The following is a 20476-nucleotide window of genomic DNA, read 5'->3' as shown; positions in this document are numbered from 1 at the left end:
TTGCGCCAGACCTGCAGAGCACGCGGCTGTCATGCCGGGTGCGCGCCAAGATCTGCCAACGGATGCTGCGCGGCCGGCCATGGCGCATTGAAAAAATCAGCCGCCCATGGCGTATTGGCGTTGCTCAGCGATGCTGGCTGCCACTGCGGCTGGCGATCCTTGTCGATCAGCAACGCACGGATGCCTTCGGCAAAATCGCCGTGGGCGGCGGCGTGCAGCGCCACCACATATTCGGTGCGGAAGGTATCGGCCAGCGTCGCAGTGCCGGGATGACGTTGTAGCTCCCATGCCAGCCGTGCCGAGCCGGGCGCGCCAGCGGCCAGGGTCGTGCGCGCGGCTTGCAGCCAACTGTCCTCGCTTTGCAGGGCCTGGATCGCATCCACCACCTGCTCCAGCGTGTCGCCGGACACCAGTTGCTCGATCAAGGCCGCATGCAGCTGCAGCGGACCCGGTTCCAGCGGCTGCGCAATTCCATGCAAAAACGCACCGAGTTGCTCACGATCATCGCCGGCATCGCCGGTCCACGCATGCGCGCTCAAGGCATCTAGCACGGCGCTGTATTGCGCGTGCTCCAACCGCACATCGGCCAGACCGGCGTAGATGGCATCGCTGGCATTGAGCGGTGCGCCGGTCAAGGCGAGAAACACACCAGCGCCGTGCGGCACGCGACGCAGCAGCCAACTACCGCCTACATCGGGAAACAAGCCGACGCTGATCTCGGGCATGGCCAGGCGCGAACGCTCAGTGACCACGCGATGGCTGGCGCCGGACATCAGGCCGATTCCGCCCCCCATCACGATGCCATGGCCCCAGCACAGCAGCGGCTTGGCATAGATATGGATGAGGTAATCCAGCCGATATTCTTCTTCGAAAAATGCGGCGGCATGCGGATTGTCTTGTGGCCGTGCACGGCGCTGGGCCGCGTCGGGTACCGCATCGCGATGCGCGCGCATGCTCTGGTACAGCCCATGCAGATCGCCGCCAGCGCACAAGGCTTTATCGCCGGCACCACGCAGCACTACGCAGGCAATCTGCGCATCGTCGGCCCATGCACTTAGCTGCGCGTCCAGCAGCCGGGTCATCTGCAGCGACAGGCCATTGAGCGTCTTGGGCGCATTCAAGGTTGCAATGCCGATGCGATGCCCGTCGGCACAATCGCGCTGCTCGAACAGCACCTGCGCCTCGTCGGTTGCGCTGACGTCCGTCATCAGCGGTTGCTCCACTGCGGCGCGCGCTTTTCCAAAAATGCGGCAACCCCTTCGGCCTGGTCGGCCTGCTCGAACAGGTCGACGAAGGCTTCGCGCTCGGCAACCAAGGCTGCGGCATGCGTGCCATGGCGGGTGGCTTGCACCAGCCGCTTGCAGGCGGCCACGCTCACCGGACTCTGCTTGCCGGCACGCTGCGCCCACGCAATTGCCAGCGCACGCGACTCGCCCTTGCCGACCACCTCTTCGACCAGGCCGATACGGTGTGCGGTGGCGGCATCGATACGCTCGCCCAGCAGGATCATGCGTTTGGCCCAGCCTTCGCCGACCAAACGCGGCAGGTTCTGCGTGCCGCCCGCGCACGGCAGCAACCCGACGCTGGCTTCCGGCAGCGCCAGATGCGCCTGCTGCTCGGCAATGCGCAGGTCGCAGGCCAACGCGCATTCCAGACCGCCGCCCATGGCATAGCCGTTGATCGCGGCAATCGACACGCCGCGGAAGGCGCTCAATGCCTCGAACGCTTCGCCGAAGCGACGCGCGGCCTCGCGTACAGCAGCCTTGTCGCCGTCGGCAAACTGCTTGAGGTCGGCGCCGGCGCTGAAGAACTTTTCGCCTTCGCCGGTGATCACCAGCGCATACACGCTGCGGTCGGCGTCCAATGCATGCACCAGGTCGCGCAAGGCGGCCAGGCTCTGCACGGTCCAGGTGTTGGCCGGCGGGTTGCTCAAGGTGACGATGGCGACATGCCCATCGCGCTCGATCTGCAAGCCGGTATGCACACGCCCTTCCCACGCGCTCATCGCAGTTCCTCCTCGCCGTTGAGCAGATGCCGGGCAATGATCATGCGCATCACCTCGTTGGTGCCTTCAAGGATGCGATGCACGCGACTGTCGCGCAGCAGGCGTTCGATCGGGTACTCGCGGATATAGCCGTAACCGCCGTGGATCTGCAGTGCGTCGTCGCAGATGGCAAACCCGGCATCGGTGGCAAAGCGTTTGGCCATTGCGCACCACACGGTGGCGTCGTGGCTGCCGGCATCGAGCTTGCGTGCGGCGGTGTGCACCATCTGCCGCGCGGCCACCAGTTGGGTCGCCATATCGGCCAGCTTGAATTGCAGCGCCTGGAAATCGGCCAATTTTTTGCCGAACTGGCGGCGCTCGCCCATGTAGCGACGTGCGGCATCCAGTGCGCCCTGCGCGGCACCCAGCGAGCAGGCGGCAATATTGATGCGGCCGCCATCCAGCGCCTTCATCGCCATCTTGAAGCCCTCGCCTTCCTTACCGAGCAGATTGCCGGCCGGGATGCGCACATCGGTGAAGGTCACCCCACGCGTGGGCTGACTGTTCCAGCCCATCTTTTCTTCCTTGCGGCCGTAGCTGATGCCCGGCGCGTCGGCCGGCACCGCAAAAGCGCTGATGCCGCGTGCGCCATCGTCGCCGGTGCGTGCCATCACCACCAGCACATCGGTGGCGCCGGCGCCTGAAATAAAGGCCTTGCTGCCGTTGAGCACGTAGCTATCGCCATCGCGCTGGGCGCGGGTTTTCAACGATGCCGCATCCGAGCCGGCACCCGGCTCGGTCAGGCAATACGAGCCCAGCTTGGCACCGCTGGTCATCGCCTCGCCCCATTGCGCACGCACGCCGTCGTTGCCGTAGCTGGCAATCAACCATGTCGCCATGTTGTGGATGCTGATGAAGGCCGAGGTGGACGGATCGACGGTCGCCAATTCTTCGAACACCACCGCCGCATCGAGCCGACGCATGCCCAGGCCGCCCACGCCTTCGTCGGTGTATAGGCCGCAGAAACCGAGTTCGGCGGCCTTGGCAATCGCCTCGCGCGGGAAGTGGCTTTCTGCGTCCCACTGCGCGGCATACGGGGCGAGTTCCTTGTCGGCGAAGTCGCGCGCGGCGGCGCGGAACGCTTCCTGCTCGTCGTTTAGATCGGCCGCGTTGGCGTGTAGCTGGATGGCTGCATTCATGGCGTTGGGGTCACTTGAGAGAGATGGTGGTGTTGACGCCATGGCCCAGCGTCTGGTCGTCGAACCAGCGCGCGGTAACGGTCTTGGTCTGGGTGTAGAACATCACCACCTGCTTGCCGTATGGGCCCAGGTCGCCGAGCTTGGAGGCGCGCGAGCCGGTGAACGAAAACAGCGGCACCGGCACCGGAATCGGCACGTTGATGCCGACCTGGCCCACGTCGATGTCTTCCTGAAAACGCCGCGCGGCGGCGCCGGACTGGGTGAACAACGCGGTGCCGTTGCCGTTGGGATTGGCGTTGACCAGCGCGATCGCATCGTCCAGCGTGTCTGCGCCCAGGATCACCAGCACCGGCCCGAAGATTTCTTCGTCGTAGATGCGCATGGCCGGCGTGACGCCGGAGAAGATCGTCGGGCCGACGAAGTTGCCCTGTTCGAACCCGGTCACGGTGGGGCTGCGACCATCCAGTTCCAGCGTGGCGCCCTGCTCCACGCCGGAGGCGATCAAGCTCTCCACACGCTCGCGCGCCGCACAGGAAATCAGCGGACCGACGTCGGTGCCCTGGGCGTTGCCCGCACCCAGCTTCAAGGTCTTGGCCTTGGCGACCAGGGCGGGGATCCACTGCCGCGCTTCACCCACCAACACCAGCGTGGAGGCAGCCATGCAGCGCTGGCCGGCCGCACCGAATGCGGCGCCGACCATCGCATTGAGGGTCTGTTCCTGATTGGCGTCCGGCAACACCACGGCGTGATTTTTGGCGCCCATCATGCATTGCACGCGCTTGCCGGCCAGCGATGCGCGGCGATAGACGTGCGTGCCCACCTTGGTGGAGCCGACGAACGACAGCGCCTTGATGTCCGGGTGATCGCACAGTGCGTTGACCACGTCTTCGCCGCCATGCACCACGTTGAGCACGCCCTTGGGAATGCCCGCTTCCAGGGCAAGTTCGACCAGCCGCATGGTGACCATCGGGTCCTGCTCGGACGGCTTGAGCACGAAGGTGTTGCCGGTGGCAATCGCCATCGGGAACATCCACAACGGAATCATTGCCGGGAAGTTGAACGGGGTGATGCCGGCGCACACGCCCAGCGGTTGCAGCAGGCTGTAGGTGTCCACGCCGTTGGCGACGTTGTTGGCCAGTTCGCCCAACTGCAGATTGCCGATCGCCGCGGCGTGCTCCACCACTTCCAGCCCGCGGAACACATCGCCTTCGGCATCGGCCAGGGTCTTGCCCTGCTCGGCGCTGAGCAGCGCGGCCAGCTCGGGCATGTGCTCGCGGATCAGCTGTTGATACTTGAGGAAGACGCGCGCGCGGGTGCCGATGGGCGTCTTGCGCCAGCTGACGAAGGCGCGGCTGGCGGCGGCCACTGCGGCGTCGACTTCGGCCGTGGTGGCGAACGGCACCTGGGCCAGCACCGACTGGTCGGCCGGGTTGACCACGTCCTGCCACTGGTCGCTGGCGGAGACCAGCATTTGTCCATCGATCAACAGGGACACGCGGGGGACGGATTCGCTCATCACAGGGTTCGCTCGCAGAAGACATCGGGCCGGCTGGCCCAGTACTTCGCATTGTTCGCAGCCCAACCTGCCATTCCCAGCCCACATCTGCTTAATCGCGCTAAGCTGACCGCACAATTTTGCGAATCTTGCGAATGCCCCAGTCCTCGCCGCCCGTCCTCCGCCATCAGCTCGGCCTGCGCCTGCAGCGGCTGCGGCAGCGCCACGGCCTGACCCAGGCCGAGCTGGCGCGCCGGCTGGCGTTATCGCCGAGCTACCTCAACCAGATCGAGCGCAACCAGCGCCCGCTGACGCTGGCGATCCAGCAGCGGCTCAAGGCCACCCTCGGCGATCTGGACGGCCTGCTGGATCTGGACGACCCGGCCGCCCTGGCCGACCCGCTGGACGAATCGCTGCGCAGCCTGGGCCACACCCTGTCGCCGGCCGAGCTGCGCGCGCTCACCGGCAACCTGCCGCAGGTGGCGCAGGCGCTGCTGGATCTGCACCGCGCCCATCAGCATCTGCTGGAGCGCAATGCCGCGCTGCAAATGCAGATCGGTATTGAGCATGCGGCGATGCCGTCGCTGTCGCCGGGCGAGCAGGTGCGCGATTACTTCAACCGTGCGCATAACTACCTGCCCGAACTGGATGAGCGCGCCGAGGCGTTGTATGCCGAACTCGGCCTGACCCCGGAAAACCTGCCGCTGCGGCTACGCCAGCGCCTGGCCGATCGTCACGGCCTGCTGGTGCAGGAGGCGCCCGATCTGCACAGCGACAAACGCAGCGTGGATGCGCAGGCGCGCGTGTTGTGGCTGCCCGCCCATCTGCGGCCCGGCCAGCAGGCGTTCCAGATGGCCGCGCACCTGGCCTTGCTGGAATGCGCACCGTTGCTGGACGCGCGCATCGCCGATGCCGGGTTCGAAGATGCCGAGCGCATCGCGCTGTCGCGGATCGGGCTGTCGAATTACTTCGCCGGCGCGCTGGTGATGCCGTACAGCGATTTTCTGCGCAGCGCACAGCGCTCGCGCTACGACATCGAGTGGCTGGCGGACCGCTTCGGGGTGGGCTTCGAGGCGGTCTGCCATCGTTTGAGCACCCTGCAACGACGCGGTGCCGCCGGGTTGCCGATCTTCTTCATGCGGGTGGATCGCGCCGGCAATGTCTCCAAACGCCACTCGTCTACCGACTTCCACTTTTCGCACGTGGGCGGCGCCTGCCCGCTTTGGATCGTGTACGAGGCGTTCAACCAACCCGACCGCATCTTGACCCAGATCGCGCGCATGCCCGATGGCCGCCGCTATTTCTGGCTGGCCCGCCAGGTCAGCAGCGGCGCCCCCGGCTACGGCCGCCCGCGCAAGACCTTTGCGCTGGCGATGGGCTGCGACCTGCGTCATGCCGACCAGCTGGTCTATGCGCGCGGCTGGGATCTGGGCGCGGTGGACGATGCCGTGCCGATCGGGCCGGGCTGCCTGACCTGCGAGCGCAGCGACTGCGTGCAGCGCGCATTCCCCGCCCTGCCCCGGTTGCCGGTCAGCACGCGCTAGCGAGACCACACCACGCAATTGTCACCTGGGCAACGTTTGATCGCCTGGCACGCACCCACGCCAGACTGTGACGAAGCAAACGCCAGCGCTGCACTGCAGCATTCCAAGCCGAGATAGCTCACGCAAAATGCTTCATTGGAATGGAATGACTCGCGCTTCTACCCTGAAGCGGACACATGCAGGACAGGGGGACGCCAGCGCGATTGTCGATTGTCGATCGTGACAGCGCCGCAGCAACGCACTTACCGCAACCGCACCACCGCACCACGCCATGTCCGCTCGATCGCGCCAGACCTACATCGGCGCCGGCGGGCCGCACCAGCCGCCATCACCTTATTCGGTCACTTAGTCCTGGGAGGGATCAACCGATGCCTGTTCACCACACCGGTCACTCGGCCAGCCGGCGCCTGCGCCGCACGCCGGTCCGCGACGTCCTCTGCACCACCATCGCTTTCGTGCTGACCACCGCGTTCAGTGCGCAGGCACAGGACACCGCGCCCGCCGCGCCGCCGGCCAACGCCACCAGCAGCAGCGCCGCCAACGCGCAGGCACCGGTGACGCTGGACAACATCACCGTGATCGGCCAGCGCGCCAGCCTGAATCAGGCCGTGCAGGCCAAGCAGATGTCCGATTACGTCATGGAAGTGATCTCCGCGGACAACATGGGCCAGATGCCCAACGTCACCGTGGCCGAAGCGCTGGTGCGCCTGCCCGGCGTCAACGGCACCCGCGACCGCGGCAACGAGAGCCTGGCCACCGTACGCGGCCTGGGCCCGCGCATGACCATGGGCACCGTCAACGGGCGCGAGATCGCCTCGTCCGAACCCAATCGCGCAGTGCGCTGGGAAGTGTTTCCCACCGAGATCGTCTCCACCGTCAAGGTCTACAAGACCCAGTCGGCCGACCTGGTCGCCGGCGGCCTGGCGGCGACCGTGGACATCTCCACCATCAGCCCGCTGGACTACACCGGCCCCGGCTTTGTCGGCACCGCCGGGCCGGTGTTCTACGACCACGCCAAGGACGTGGACGGCTACACCCCGTGGGGCAGCCGCTTCGGCGCCAGCTGGGTGCACAAGTTCAACGACAATCTGGCCGTGGCCTTCGGCGCCACCTATCAGAAGCAGAAGAACGCCAGCTCGTCGATCGGCAGCTGGGGCTATACCGATGCCACCACCTCGCGCGACGTCGATGGCGATGGCACCGTGGATCCAACCCCGTGGGGCGCGGCCGACCAGCTCAAGCTGATCGAGCAGACCCGCACCGGCGCGATGGGCACCGTGCAGTGGCGCTCGGGCAATTTCGAGCTGAAGTTCGACGGCCTGTATTCGCGCATCGAGATCGACGAAGACCAATTGCAGAACTGGTTCAACAGCCTGGCCTTCAGCACGTTCTCCGGCGCGACCAATCCGTACACCACGCCGGGCTCGTCCTACACCATCGTCGATGGCGATGTGGTGGCCGGCACCTTGGCCAATTCCAACCTGCAGGTCGACCACGTGGTCAGCCACTACAACGAGGTCAAGACACTCACCGCCGGTGGTTTGAATGCCAAGTGGAACGGCGATGTGTGGACCTTGGGCAGCGACCTGTCGTTCTCGCAGGCCAAGCGCGACAACGTTTGGCAGGCAGTGCGCTTCGGCAGCAACCCGGACACGGTGTCGTTCGATTTCCGCCGCAGCGTCAGGCCCACCATCAGCACCAGCTCGGACACGCCCGAATACGGCATCGCCGGGCAGACCCAACCGCAGGCGCTGCGCGACAAGATCGCCGCGCTGGCGCTCAATGCCAGCCGTGCGGTGGACGCAGGCCCGTTCACCTCGTTGGAATTCGGCGCACGCGCCGCACGCCGCGAAAAGCAGAACCGCAATTTCATCGGCAACCAGTCCGGCTACGACCAGCCGATTTCGGCGTATCAGGGCTTGATCTACCCGGTCACCATGCCGGACTTGAATGTGCCCACGCTCACCGGCGGCAACATGGCCGAGATCGCGCGCATTGGGTTTGGCGGCTTCGATCCGGCCGCGCTCGATGAGCAGATGCTCGACCACTGGAACGTCAAGGAAGACGTGCGCGAAGCCTTCGCCAAGGCGGTCTTCAGCTCGCAGCTGTTCGGTACCGATGTCACCGGCAATATCGGCGTGCGCCTGGTCAACACCAAGACCACCAGCGACGGCTTCGATTCGGTCGGCGGCACCGTGCAGGCCAGCAGCGACAGTAAGGAGTACACCGACGTGCTGCCCAGCGCGACGCTCAACTTCCTGATCGACGATCAACGCATCCTGCGCTTTGCGGTGGCCAAGGTCATCGCACGCCCGCCGCTGGACGAGCTGCGCACCGGCCGTCGCCTGGACGACCCCACCGTGACCGTCGGCCAGCTGACCGGCAGCGGCGGCAACCCGCAGCTGGACCCGTTCAAGGCCACCCAGGTCGACGTGTCGTATGAGTGGTACTTCCACAAGGAAGCGCTGGCGGCGTTGGCGGTGTATCGCAAGGAAGTGGATTCCAGCATCGGCTACCGCACCGACCGCGAAGTGATCAACGGCCTGGATTACCTGGTCAGCGCGCCGTTCAATGGCGGCGGCGGCTACATCAATGGTGTGGAACTCACCTTCCAGACGCCGTTCTTCTTTATTCCGCACATGGAAAACTTCGGCGTCTATTCCAACTATTCGTTGGTCGATTCCAACCTCAAGGAATTCTCGCCGGAAAACAACCCGCTGCCGCTGAGCGGCCTGGCCCGCAAGACCGGCACCTTCGACCTGTGGTACAGCAACGGCACCTTCGAAGCGCGCGTGGGCTACAAGTACCACAGCCCCTACACGGTGGTGTACGGCTGGAATGCCGCGCGTCTGGCACGCCTGCAGAGCGAAGGCACCGTGGATCTGAGCTTGAACTGGCAGTACAGCAAGCAGCTGGGCTTCCGCTTCCAGGCCGGCAATCTCACCAACGAGCCGCTGCGCGCCTACACCGACAACAAGCCCAACCGTCTGGCCAATCAGGACGATGGCGGCTACCAGCTGTTCGGCCGTCGCTACCAGCTGGAAGCGACGTACCGGTTCTAAGAGCAGCTAACAAACCTACTGTGCTCACCGCCAGGCAGGCGCGGCCGGTGCTCGATGCGGCATGTACCACTCGTACACTCCGCTTCTGAGCGCGCCGTCCATACCCACCTGACGACTGCCCGCTACGTTTTTTAGCCGCTCCAAGCATGGTGGCGAACGCATGACGCGCAGTCGCCGGCACTGCATGGACGGCACGCAGGAACCGGCAGATACGCGTTGTAGCTGCCGGTTTCATGCAGACCGCTATGCGCCTGGCGCCTGCACCGTCGTGTTCGATCGCCACCCCACAGACACATCCGGCGCCTGCTGCGCCGGGCAGCAGGCGAGTGACATCGATACGCGGGAACGCACTGCGACTCTGGTTGCGATTCCGCACACCGCCTGCGCTGCACGATGGCCACATGCAGCATGCTGTTGGCCGCTCCATGGTTGATTTGTCGAGGAATTACATGCGCTCTACCCGCCGCTTCTGGACGCCGACGCTGCTGGCGTTGGCATTATCCGTTTCCGCACACGCCGCCCAGCCTCCCGCCACGTTGTATCTCGGCGCGGACCTGTCCTACGTCAACGAGATGGAGGAATGCGGCGTGCAATATCGCGAGAACGGTGTGGTCACCGATCCGTTCGAACTGTTCCATGCGCATGGCGCCAACCTGGTGCGTGTGCGGCTGTGGAACGATGCACGCTGGACCAAGTACAGCGACCTGACCGACGTCAAAAAGACCATTGCGCGCGCACGTGCACAAGGCATGCAAGTGCTGCTGGACCTGCACTATTCCGACGATTGGGCCGACGGCGAAAAACAGCTGATTCCCAAGGGCTGGGCCAGCATCACCGATACCGATGAACTGGCCCGCACGCTCTACGGCTTCACCTACGACACGCTCAGCGCACTCGACCGCGCCGGGTTGATGCCGGAGCTGGTGCAGGTGGGCAACGAAAGCAATTCCGACCTGATGGACAGCCAGCCCTGGGACAAGAAGCGCCCCATCGACTGGCAGCGCAACGCCAAGCTGTTCAACGCCGGCATCAAGGCAGTGCGCGACATGAGCGCGCGCTCCACGATCAAACCGCGGGTGATGCTGCATATCGCCCAGCCGGAAAATGTGGAGCCGTGGTTCGCCGCCGCCACCAAGGCCGGCGTCACCGACTTCGACCTGATCGGCATCAGCTACTACCGCAAGTGGTCCACCCAGTCGATGGCGCAGTTGGGCAAGACCATCCAGCGCTTGCGTGGCCGCTTTGATGCCGACGTGGTGGTGGTGGAAACCGCCTACCCGTGGACCCTGGAGTCCGGCGACACTTCGCAGAACCTGCTCGGCGAAGACTCGCTGATTGCCGGCTATCCGGCTACGCCGCAAGGCCAATCCAAGTACATGATCGATCTGACCCAGCTGGTGATCGATACCGGCGGTGCCGGCGTCGTGTACTGGGAACCGGCATGGACCAGTAGCAGCTGCAAGACGCGCTGGGGCACCGGTTCGTCGTGGGAAAACGCCAGCTTCTTCGATTTCAAGCATGGCAATGACGTGCTGCCAGCGATCGATTTCATGCACCATCCATACACCGGCGCGCCGCCCTCGTACACGCCCGCAGCGCATACGCCTGCACCGGCAAACCCGGCAGGCGCCAGCACGAGGACACAGCCATGACCGGCATCAATCGTCGCGAGTTGCTGCGCGGCATGCTTGCAAGCAGTGTGAGCGCCGCACTTCCTGTCGGCGCGGCTGCCGCGCTGGCGCCAGGTAGTGCCGGCGCCGCATCGGCGACTGCCAAAAACACACCACCGGCTGGCCCATTAGGTGACGCAACACTGGCGCCACGCGAGCGGCTGCTGTTCGACTTCGGCTGGCGCTTTCATCTAGGCCATGCCAGCGACCCGTCGCGCGATTTCGAATTCGGCACCTTCCAGCGCACCTTCGCCAAAGCCGGCAAGGACACCGCCACCGCTGCGCAACTGAGCTTCGACGACAGCAGCTGGCAACAGGTAGATCTGCCGCACGACTGGGCCGTGACCCTGCCTTTTCGCCCGGAGCCGATTTCCGCTTCGATGACCGAGGAAGACCCGGCGGCCGCACACGGCTATAAGGCGTTGGGAACGAGCTTTCCCGAAAACAGCGTGGGCTGGTATCGGCGGATGCTGCAGATTCCAGCCAGCGATCTGGGCAAGCGCATCTGCCTGGTGTTCGACGGCGTGTTCCGCGATTGCGTGGTGTTCTGCAATGGTCACATCGTCGGGCGCAATGCCAGCGGCTATTGCGGCTTCGAGGTCGACCTGAGCGAAGTGCTCGACTACGGCAAGCCCAACCTGATTACCGTCCGCGTGGATGCCACGCTGGGCGAAGGCTGGTTTTACGAAGGCGCCGGCATCTATCGCCATCTGTGGCTGCAGAAGACCGACCCCTTGCATCTGCCGCAGCACGGCGTGTTCGTGCGCAGCACCCTGCAGGGCGACAGCGCCACTGCGCAGGTCTCTGCCGAAGTGCGCAACGACGGCACCGCCCCGCGCCAATGCAGCGTACAGGCCCGCATCACCGCGCCGGATGGACGCGTGGTCGCGCAGACGGTGAGTGCTTCCATCACGGTGGCGCCAGGCCAGGTGCAACAGCTCGAACACACCCTCCCGCTGGGTCAGGCGGCGTTGTGGTCGATCGACATCCCACAGCTCTATACCCTGACCACCAGCGTGCACAGCGACGGCAAGGCCACCGACGCCGTGGTCACCGCCTTCGGCGTACGCAGCATCGCCTTCGACGCGCAGCGCGGTTTTCTGTTGAACGGCGCGCCACTCAAACTGCACGGCACCAACAACCATCAGGACCATGCCGGCGTCGGCACCGCTATCCCCGACGCCCTGCACGAGTGGCGCCTGCGCCAGCTCAAATCGATGGGCTGCAACGCCTATCGCAGCTCGCACAATCCGGCCACCCCCGAGTTGCTCGCACTGTGCGACCGCCTGGGCATGTTCGTGATCGAAGAAACCCGCCGCATGTCCACCGACCCCGAAGCGATGGGCGAACTGGAGACGATGGTGCGGCGCGGGCGCAATCATCCCAGCGTGATCCTGTGGTCGCTCGGCAACGAAGAACCGCAGCAGGTCACCGAGCGCGGTGCGCGCATCGTCGCGCGCATGCAACAACGCGTACGTCAGCTCGATCCCACCCGCCCCACCACCTTTGCGATGGATAAAGGCTTCGGCGACGGCGTTGGCCAGGTGGTGGACGTGGTCGGTTTCAATTACCGCACCAGCCAGATGGACAGCTTCCACGCGCAATACCCCGACATTCCCATCTACGGCAGCGAAACCGGCAGCACCGTGTCGGTGCGCGGCAATTACCAACGCGACGACGCACGCGGCTATACCCGCGCCTACGATCTGGACCACCCCTGGTGGGCCAGCACCGCCGAAGCGTGGTGGAGCTACGTCGCCCAACGCCCCTATATCGCCGGCGGTTTCATCTGGACTGGCTTCGACTACCGCGGCGAACCCACACCCTACAACCGCTGGCCGAATGTCGCCTCCCAGTTCGGCGTGCTCGATAGCTGCGGCTTCCCCAAGGACAACTACTGGTACTACCGCGCGCAGTGGACGCGCGAGCCAGTGCTGCATCTGTTCCCGCACTGGAACTGGGACGGTCTGCTGCAACCCGAAGACAACGGCCACCTCGCCGTCTGGTGCCATAGCAATCTCGACGCGGTGGAGTTGCTGGTCAATGGCGTCAGCCAGGGCCTGCAGCAGGTGCCGGCCTACGGCCATGTCGAATGGCGGGTGAAATACGCCCCCGGCGTCATCGAAGCGCGCGGCTATCGTGGGGGCAAATTGGTGCTCAGCGAACGCCATGAGACCGTTGGCAAGCCCGCCGCGATCCGCCTGAGTTGCGACCGCAACGCACTACGTGCCGATGCAGAAGATGTGGCAGTCGTGAAAGTGGAGATCGTCGATGCGCAAGGCCGCTTGGTACCCAACGCCGACAACCAGGTGCACTTCGCCCTGAGCGGCCCCGCGCGTCTGATCGGCGTCGGCAACGGCGACCCCAGCAGTCAAGAAGACGACAAGGCGCCGCAGCGCAAGGCCTTCAATGGACTGTGCGCGGCGCTGTTGCAGACCACCAGAAGCAGCGGCGATATCGTGCTGCAGGCCAGCACACCCGGATTACGCCCGGCTACGCTGCGCCTGCAGGCTGCCAAATCGCCCTTACGGCCGTCGGTGGGCTAAGCGCGGCTACCAAAACGTCGCGAGCAGTCGTCAGGTGGGCGTGGACGGCGCGGAGGAACCGGAGTGTACGCGTGGTACATGCCGCACCGAGCACCGGCCGCGCCCGCCTGGCGGTGAGCACAGTCCTGTTATTAGCTGCTCTAAACCCCGGCCATCAAGTGCAGTTCGCAGCTGCACAGGCCCGCGCCTCGAATCGGAGCGGGCACTGGAGTGCTAGCTCGCCACGGAAACGATAGGGCACGGCAGTACAGCGCTGCACGGCTTGTGTATGGCTTTCCTGCAACCCGAATGGATTTCCGTACCGCACGGAAATTCGCTCGCCCGACATCCAGCAACCGCGCCTGACCATCGCGCATGAAATTTTCTGCCTGAGTCGCCTGCAATCCTCTCCAGGCACACCACCGGTCATCGCTCCATGCCGGCAGCAGCCCATGCCCCACGGCCAGTCTCGAAGCAATACCGCCGACAGACATACCTGCCGAGAGACAACCCCGCCGCAAAGCGGTATCAGGGCGTTCTTGCACGCCTCTTCGCTCTGACAACCAATCGAGCAGACGACCGCCGGGTTTCTCTCGCTGAGTTCGCACAAGGTCACGTTTCGCGTTCTGGACGTCAGCGCACATGGCGTTGGCCAGCTCGCGCGTAACGCCGCCAAACCAGCCAAGTCACCTAGTCATTCGAGAACGGGGCGATCCAGTCGTCATTGCGTCTGTCTCCCGGCGTACGGTGGCACTGACGTTACGGAGAGAGGCCGGGCAGAGAGGTGGCCTAGCTTGGCCGAAAGCAAGACGAGAAAAATTTATTTTCTTGACTGCTGCAACTTGCTTGACGCGCCGCCCTATCAACGCCGGATCATCCGCCGCTATTCCACAGCCATACAAAACCCATCCATTTTCATCATGGCAGCGAGAAAAATTGCATCAACCATCAGCTACTGCATCGCTTAAATAAAACCAGCTTCGCAAGCTTGCATTATTTTTCAATGCAAAGATTTGGTTATCTTTTGAGATTAACGAACACCTTTTAACACCTGTGAATCCCATGTTTTTCGCTTGAAGTAAATTGCCCAAAGATAGTAACAAACTTTATCGCAGCAACTGACGATTCGTGGCAATAACTGACATAGATAACGCTACTTGAACATGTACGTTTATCGAAAGCAGCAATAGTCGCCAGGCGCTTCGGTCGCGGCCTGCATCCGCTCATGCTGTTTCTGTTCCATACCCACCAGGTTGCCTGCGTAATGCGCCACGCACCATCGCGCGTCGTCCGGGAGGCACAGCTTCACCGCCGCTCGCGCATTCTCACGCCTGTGAAACTGCCTCGCTCCAGCGATGCACTCCCTCGCAGCGCTTGGCCGCGAGGGAGGCAAGCGTTTATCGCAAGCGCGAAAACGCACCGATACCCGCGATCGCCAGCCGCTCTGCGGGCACCGCCGTTTCAGCGAACGACAGCCGCAGGTAGCGGATCTGGCGGACCTCGGGGAAATTCAGGCGCTGGGTCGAGAGCGCGTAGGCGATATTGGATAGCTCGCCGGCGCCGGCCGGCTGCCAGCGTTGACCATCTTCGCTGGTTTCGGCGCGATAGCCCTTCGGTGGCGCCGCACCGTTCATCACCGTGCGCGAGGGCGTGAGGCTGAAACCGGCCACCTGATGCAGCGCGCCGAGGTCCATGGTCACCTGCGCGGGATGGCCCGGCGTGGGAGCGGGCGTGATCCAGATCGTGCTGGCATTGTCGTCCAGCAACGTGTCCGCCCCTGGCGCGCTCGCCTCGACGATGCGCCAACCGGCGGTGGACAGCACGTCCGGCGCGTTTGCCGTGGGGCGTGCCACCGGCACCGGCGCCACGGCACGGAACAGCGCGAATTCGCTGATCGCCGGGCACACCGGCGCCTCAAGCACGACCAGGCGCACCCGGCGCGCGGCAACCGGGCGCTCCAGCCGCACGATCCGCTGTGCACCGATACATTGCGCTTCGGCCAGCCGCCGCCATTGCCCATCGACCTCGGCTTCGACCGCAAAGCGGGTGACGCGCACGCCCAGCGGCAGGTACTCGCGCAACCGGATCAGGTCAAAGCTGTGTACCGCAGACAGCTCCAACGTTAGCGTGGGCGTGTTCATCTCATCCGGTGTGGACCAGTAGCTGTCCGGCTGCCGATCCAGCACGCGCGCCGGCTCGAACCCAGCACCGCGCGACGCACTGGCGCTGGCCTTGGCGCCCTTGGCCAGATCGATGGCGAAGCTGGCGCGGATTGCGTCGCCGAAACTCTGCAGCACCGCCACGTCGTGGTCGGCGATGCGGCCACGTCGGTCGGGCGGGAGATTGAGGTTCATGTTGGTGCCGCGCGCCACCGAGGTGTCGAAATAGCGCACCAGATTCTCAGGGCTGCGCACCTTGCCGTCTTCATCGGCATGGTAGAACCAGCCCGGGCGGATCGAGGTGTTGGTTTCGGCCGGCCACCACAGCGCCCCTCCGCGCACCCCGGAATTGCCGTTTTCCTGTGTGTAGGGCGCGTTGGGCATGGTGGGCCAGGACGGATCGCCGGCGACACCGTCCTCGTTGCCGCCCCACCGGATATCGGCGCCGAGCGGGTCGAAGGTGCAGGCCATCGGCTGGTGCCGATGCACCAGCTCGATCATGCGTGGCCAGTTGTAGTAAGCGGGCGCATCGATCTTGCGCGCTTCGCGCGCTCCACCGTAATAGCCGTCGCCACCATTGGCGCCATCGAACCAGAACTCGAACAGGTCGCCATAGCCCGTGCATAGCTCGACGATCTGCTTGCGGAAATAGTCGAGATAGCCGGGCCGCCCATACTCGGCGTGGTTGCGATCCCAGGGCGAGAGATAGAGGCCGAATGCCAGGCCAGCGCGTCGACACGCCGCGGCCATCTCACCAACGATGTCGCCTTTGCCGTTCTTGTACGGCGAGTTCCGGATGCAATGCTCGGTCAAACGCGTCGGCCAGAGACAGAACCCATCGTGGTGCTTGGCCGTAAAAATGAGCCCTTTCAGATTGCCAGCCTTGGCAGCAGCAACAATCTGATCGGCTGAAAAATCGCTGGGATCGAATTTGCGCGGATCCTCGTCGCCGTAGCCCCATTCCTTGTCAGTGAAAGTATTCATCGCAAAATGCACGAAGGCGTATTGCTCCCACCGATGCCACCGTAGCTGTCGCTTGCTAGGCAGCGCACCCCACGGTGCCGGCCCGTTTGTGCGCGGCGTCTGCGTGATCCGCGCCGCCGGGGAACTGAAGCTGGCGGCAGCAGCCACCACACCCGTGGCAAGAAAAGTACGACGATCGATCATTGGCGCCTCCGACTTTGCACAAGTTTCGATCTTAGCTTTTCCAAAGGCGAAAGAGTCCTACCCCCAAAGCAACAGGCGGTGATGCAAGGCACCGCGCACAGGCCGCTGTGCGGCTGGCCTTGAACCGCGTGCGACGCATGCTGCGCGGAAGTGTGGTTTGACGGCCGATTGTCTTTCCACGCTGCGCTGTTGGCACTTGCATGGCGACTCATCTTCCGCACGCGAAGCGAGCTGCGTGAACAGCGACAACTAATGACTGACTGATGACACCCAACAAAGACCGCACGACAGCCTGGGCGGGCCAACATCAGCCATTTTTAGTCATCACGATTGACCGCAGGCGCCCTATTTTGGCTGCACTGAAGTGCGCGGGCCACAGAGACCTTGCGTCATAGCAATTGCTTGGGCTGCTTCGATGCCGGGACGCCCTGGTCGTCAGCCGTACGCACTAACGAGGATGCTGTGGATTGATCTGCTGCAGCATTGGGACGCCTTGAGCGACCCGGCAATGGATAAAACGCTGCACGAGCCCCTCCCGCGGCATTTTGCCAAGCTCAAGCCCACGACGCGCGTCATCTCGGCCGTGGCATTTGAACTTCAAGCATCCTGCAGGTTGTGCCGAGCTTTCATCGTCGGAGCAAGCAAGCAGGCGTCACGGAGATACACCGCTCTCCGTCTGTTGCTTTGCGTTTTCTACGGCGGCGAGAATGCTCGACCGCGGATCTATTGCCTATCCACATCGCGCGGAAAATAGCGACGAAACTTTTCTTCCCAGGCCTGGAATTGTTCCAGCGTGTACTCATCCATTGGCCGTTCCACCGAGGCGACTGCCTTGTTCTGTGCAACGATCGCAATCCGCTGAGACGACAGTTCGTCCCAGGCCTTCCGCAAGGCCGCCGGATCGGGATGCGACACCAGCATGGCTTCCAGCAGCGTGGCCTGCGCAACACGCGCGGCCAGCAGGTCGCTGAGCGCATCGGTCACTGCGCGCATCCATTCCTCGTTACGAGTGTCCATTCCAAGCGTACCGCGAGCATTGAGAGTGCCGCAGCGTAGCGCCTGTACGTCAACGGCAATGTGCAGTGCGCCTGATCAGTCACCGGCCGCGCAATGGCATGGGCGATGAACACCAGAAATCCAGCGCATTGTCAGTCGGTTTTTCCCTGACAGCGCGGGGCAAATACCGGCTAAACGCGAGCTCGGCCGCAGGATTTCAGTTCTGTGGTGGTTGGTCGCTAACCCGTTGCCGAGCCATCACGCGTACTTCACGCGCCCGCGGGTCGGTGCCTTCTTTATGGACACCAGGACCACCTACATGACTGCTTACTTGCAACGCTATAACGTCGGCCGCCGCCTAGGCGCTGCATTTGGAATCCTGATCTTGCTGTCGAGCCTGCTCGTGGCGATCGGCCTGGTCACCATGGCAAACGCCAAGCAGCAATTGGACTTTATCGTTCTGGATCGCATGGCCAAGATCCAGATCGGCAACGGCATGCTGGACGCGAACTCCACGATCATGATCGCGCTGGGCACCTACTCTATGGCAACCAGCCGCGAGCTCGACGCCGAAGCGCTGGCGACCATCAAGGAGCAACGCCAGCGCTACAGCGACCTGCGCGCCAAGCTCGACACGCTGCCCAGCTCGGAGGAAGGCCGCAAGATTCGCGCAGTGCTGGACGAGCGGCGCACGATCTCGGCCAAGATCAACGACGAGGTCATGAAACTGGCGGCTGCAGACGACAATGCACCGGCGCAGGCGCTGCTGAGTGCGAAGGCACGCCCGGCCACCATGGCGTGGCAGGACAAGATCCGCGAGCTGGTCACCCGCCAGGAAGATCAGAGCCATCAGGCCTATACCGAAGCGGTTGCGTCGATGAAACGCGGCAAGCTGCTGATCAGCCTGGGCGGCATCGCTGTTGTGGCGATCAGCAGCCTGCTGGCCTGGCTGATCACCCGCAGCCTGACCCAGCCGCTCGCGCGTGCGACCAAGGCAGCCGAGGCTATCGCCAACGGTCAGTTGGATAACAACGTCCAGACCGATGCAAAGGACGAAACCGGCCGCCTGCTGCGCGCCATGAGCGGTATGCAGACACAGCTGCAAGCCTTGCTCAGCGCCCAGGGCGACATGGCCAAGCGCCACAACGATGGGCAGATCAGCTTCCGTATCGATGCCAACGCATTTCCCGGCGACTACGGCCGCATGGCGCAGGACACCAATACCCTGGTTGCCTCGCATCTGGCCGTGCAGACCACGCTCGCGCGCATCATGGGCCGCTATGCCATTGGCGACCTGAGCGAGAGCATGGACGCGCTGCCCGGCGAAAAAGCCGTGCTCACCCAGACCATGAACGAGGTCAAGGCCAACCTGTCGGCGATGAATACCGAGATCAAGCAGCTGGCGCAGTCGGCGGCCAACGGCGATTTCAGCGCGCGCGGCGATGCCGACCGCTTCCAGTACGACTTCCACATCATGGTCGACAGCCTCAACCAGCTGATGGCTACCGCCGATGGCAATCTGCAATCGCTGTCGTCGCTGCTGCAATCCATCGCCGCAGGCGATCTGACCGCACGCATGAGCGGCGACTTCAAGGGGGTGTTCGCACAGATGCGCGACGACGCCAATGCCACTGCCACACAGCTGGCCGAAATTGTCGGGCGCATCCAGCACTCAGCGGTGTCGATCAATTCGGCCGCCAGCGAAATTGCCGCGGGCAATCAGGATCTGTCGCAACGTACCGAGCAGCAGGCCGCCAACCTCGAAGAAACCGCCGCATCGATGGAAGAACTCACCTCCACCGTGCGCCAGAACGCCGAACATGCGCGCCAGGCCAATCAGCTGGCGATCGGTGCTGCTAGCGTCGCCTCGCAGGGCGGCGACATCGTCAGCAAGGTCGTGGGCACCATGACCGGCATCGAAGCCTCGTCCAAGAAGATCGCCGACATCATCAGCGTCATCGACGGCATCTCCTTCCAGACCAATATCCTGGCACTCAACGCAGCGGTCGAAGCGGCACGCGCCGGCGAACAAGGCCGCGGTTTTGCGGTGGTCGCCAGCGAAGTGCGCACCCTCGCCCAGCGCTCCACCGCTGCGGCCAAGGAGATCAAGAGCCTGATCGACGATTCGGTCGAGCGTGTGGCAGAAGGCTCGGCACTGGTGCACAGCGCCGGCACCACCATGGCCGAGATCGTGGCCAGCGTGCAGCGCGTCACCGACATCATGGGCGAAATTTCCGCCGCTTCGCAGGAGCAGTCGGCCGGTATCGAACAGGTCAACCTCACCGTCACCCAGATGGACGAAACCACGCAGCAGAATGCCGCGCTGGTGGAAGAAGCCACCGCCGCCGCTCGCTCGATGGAAGAGCAGGCCGTGCAGCTCAGGCAGGCGGTGTCGATCTTCAAGATCGAAGCCGAACGCCCGTCAGGTGTGCGCGCAGCTGCACCGACGGTGCTGCATCCCAAGAAGCCGGCCGGCGTTGCCGCAGCGAAGCCACGCGTTGCCGCGACATCGATCAAGCGTCCAGCCAGACCGGCGGTGGTCGCCAGCGCGTCGAGCAATGGCGCGGATTGGCAAGAGTTCTAAGCCGGCGTTTTTAGCAAGAGATGGCGCAATACGAAGGCCGGCTGCGTGAGCAGCCGGCCTTCTGTACTGCACCCGATTGCCCTCCGATCAA

General features: G+C 64.1%; 11 protein-coding genes, 2 other RNA genes and 1 pseudogene. 7 read left to right on the top strand and 7 right to left on the bottom strand.

All coding sequences use genetic code 11. From position 1 onward, the window contains the following. Positions 1 to 29: 29 nt before the first annotated feature. From ACZZ0O_RS12920 to ACZZ0O_RS12905, 4 genes are read right to left on the bottom strand one after another with little or no spacing between them, the layout of a single operon-like run. A complete protein-coding gene (locus tag ACZZ0O_RS12920) occupies positions 30 to 1208 on the bottom strand; it encodes an enoyl-CoA hydratase/isomerase family protein (protein ID WP_463590951.1) in 1179 nt (392 codons plus the stop codon). Next, positions 1208 to 2005 carry an enoyl-CoA hydratase gene (locus ACZZ0O_RS12915; RefSeq protein WP_463590950.1) on the bottom strand — a complete coding sequence of 266 codons (798 nt, stop codon included), beginning with the start codon at positions 2003 to 2005 and terminating at the stop codon, positions 1208 to 1210. The genes ACZZ0O_RS12920 and ACZZ0O_RS12915 overlap by 1 nt, the downstream gene beginning before the upstream one ends. Continuing rightward, positions 2002 to 3183: an acyl-CoA dehydrogenase family protein gene (locus tag ACZZ0O_RS12910; protein ID WP_115512215.1), complete on the bottom strand. Its 1182-nt coding sequence runs from the start codon at positions 3181 to 3183 to the stop codon at positions 2002 to 2004. Before ACZZ0O_RS12910 ends, ACZZ0O_RS12915 begins: the two co-directional genes overlap by 4 nt. Positions 3184 to 3193: 10 nt before the next feature. Next, positions 3194 to 4699, bottom strand: coding sequence for a CoA-acylating methylmalonate-semialdehyde dehydrogenase (locus tag ACZZ0O_RS12905; protein WP_463590949.1), 1506 nt, complete (start codon positions 4697 to 4699; stop codon positions 3194 to 3196). 134 nt (positions 4700 to 4833) lie between these two features. On the opposite strand from ACZZ0O_RS12905, the gene ACZZ0O_RS12900 reads away from it, so the two are divergent. The 5 genes from ACZZ0O_RS12900 (at position 4834) to galA (ending at position 13500) form a co-directional block, all read left to right on the top strand. Continuing rightward, positions 4834 to 6222, top strand: a complete 1389-nt coding sequence (locus tag ACZZ0O_RS12900; RefSeq protein WP_463590948.1) for a helix-turn-helix domain-containing protein — start codon at positions 4834 to 4836, stop codon at positions 6220 to 6222. Positions 6223 to 6590: 368 nt separating this feature from the next. After that, the gene (locus ACZZ0O_RS12895) at positions 6591 to 9284 is read left to right on the top strand and encodes a TonB-dependent receptor (RefSeq protein ID WP_463590947.1); all 2694 of its coding nucleotides are present in this window, start codon (positions 6591 to 6593) and stop codon (positions 9282 to 9284) included. Positions 9285 to 9345: 61 nt separating this feature from the next. After that, positions 9346 to 9421: non-coding RNA, sX9 sRNA (locus ACZZ0O_RS12890), on the top strand. A gap of 312 nt (positions 9422 to 9733) precedes the next feature. Further along, the gene (locus ACZZ0O_RS12885) at positions 9734 to 10936 is read left to right on the top strand and encodes a glycoside hydrolase family 53 protein (RefSeq protein ID WP_463590946.1); all 1203 of its coding nucleotides are present in this window, start codon (positions 9734 to 9736) and stop codon (positions 10934 to 10936) included. Further along, the gene (gene galA, locus ACZZ0O_RS12880) at positions 10933 to 13500 is read left to right on the top strand and encodes a beta-galactosidase GalA (protein WP_463590945.1); all 2568 of its coding nucleotides are present in this window, start codon (positions 10933 to 10935) and stop codon (positions 13498 to 13500) included. Before ACZZ0O_RS12885 ends, galA begins: the two co-directional genes overlap by 4 nt. A gap of 4 nt (positions 13501 to 13504) precedes the next feature. Here the strand turns inward: galA and ACZZ0O_RS12875 are convergent. Further along, a non-coding RNA gene (locus tag ACZZ0O_RS12875) (sX9 sRNA) lies at positions 13505 to 13580 on the bottom strand. 1296 nt (positions 13581 to 14876) lie between these two features. Continuing rightward, a complete protein-coding gene (locus ACZZ0O_RS12870; RefSeq protein WP_463590944.1) occupies positions 14877 to 16805 on the bottom strand; it encodes an alpha-L-fucosidase in 1929 nt (642 codons plus the stop codon). Between the two features lie 421 nt (positions 16806 to 17226). On the opposite strand from ACZZ0O_RS12870, the pseudogene ACZZ0O_RS12865 reads away from it, so the two are divergent. Beyond that, positions 17227 to 17361 (top strand): annotated as a pseudogene (locus tag ACZZ0O_RS12865) (IS5/IS1182 family transposase); the annotation flags it as partial. 167 nt (positions 17362 to 17528) lie between these two features. Here the strand turns inward: ACZZ0O_RS12865 and ACZZ0O_RS12860 are convergent. Then, complete coding sequence (locus tag ACZZ0O_RS12860) at positions 17529 to 17822, bottom strand: hypothetical protein (protein WP_055845404.1); 294 nt, start codon at positions 17820 to 17822, stop codon at positions 17529 to 17531. A 298-nt stretch (positions 17823 to 18120) separates the two neighbouring features. Here ACZZ0O_RS12860 and ACZZ0O_RS12855 point away from each other — a divergent pair, with 298 nt between their 5' ends. Beyond that, entirely contained in the window at positions 18121 to 20385 is a 2265-nt protein-coding gene (locus ACZZ0O_RS12855; RefSeq protein ID WP_463590943.1) for a methyl-accepting chemotaxis protein, read from the top strand. Positions 20386 to 20476 lie beyond the last annotated feature (91 nt).

The organism is Xanthomonas sp. AC360 (genome assembly GCF_979258225.1).
Note: the sequence above shows the minus strand (reverse complement) of the source record. Positions and strands in the feature narration are given on the sequence as shown.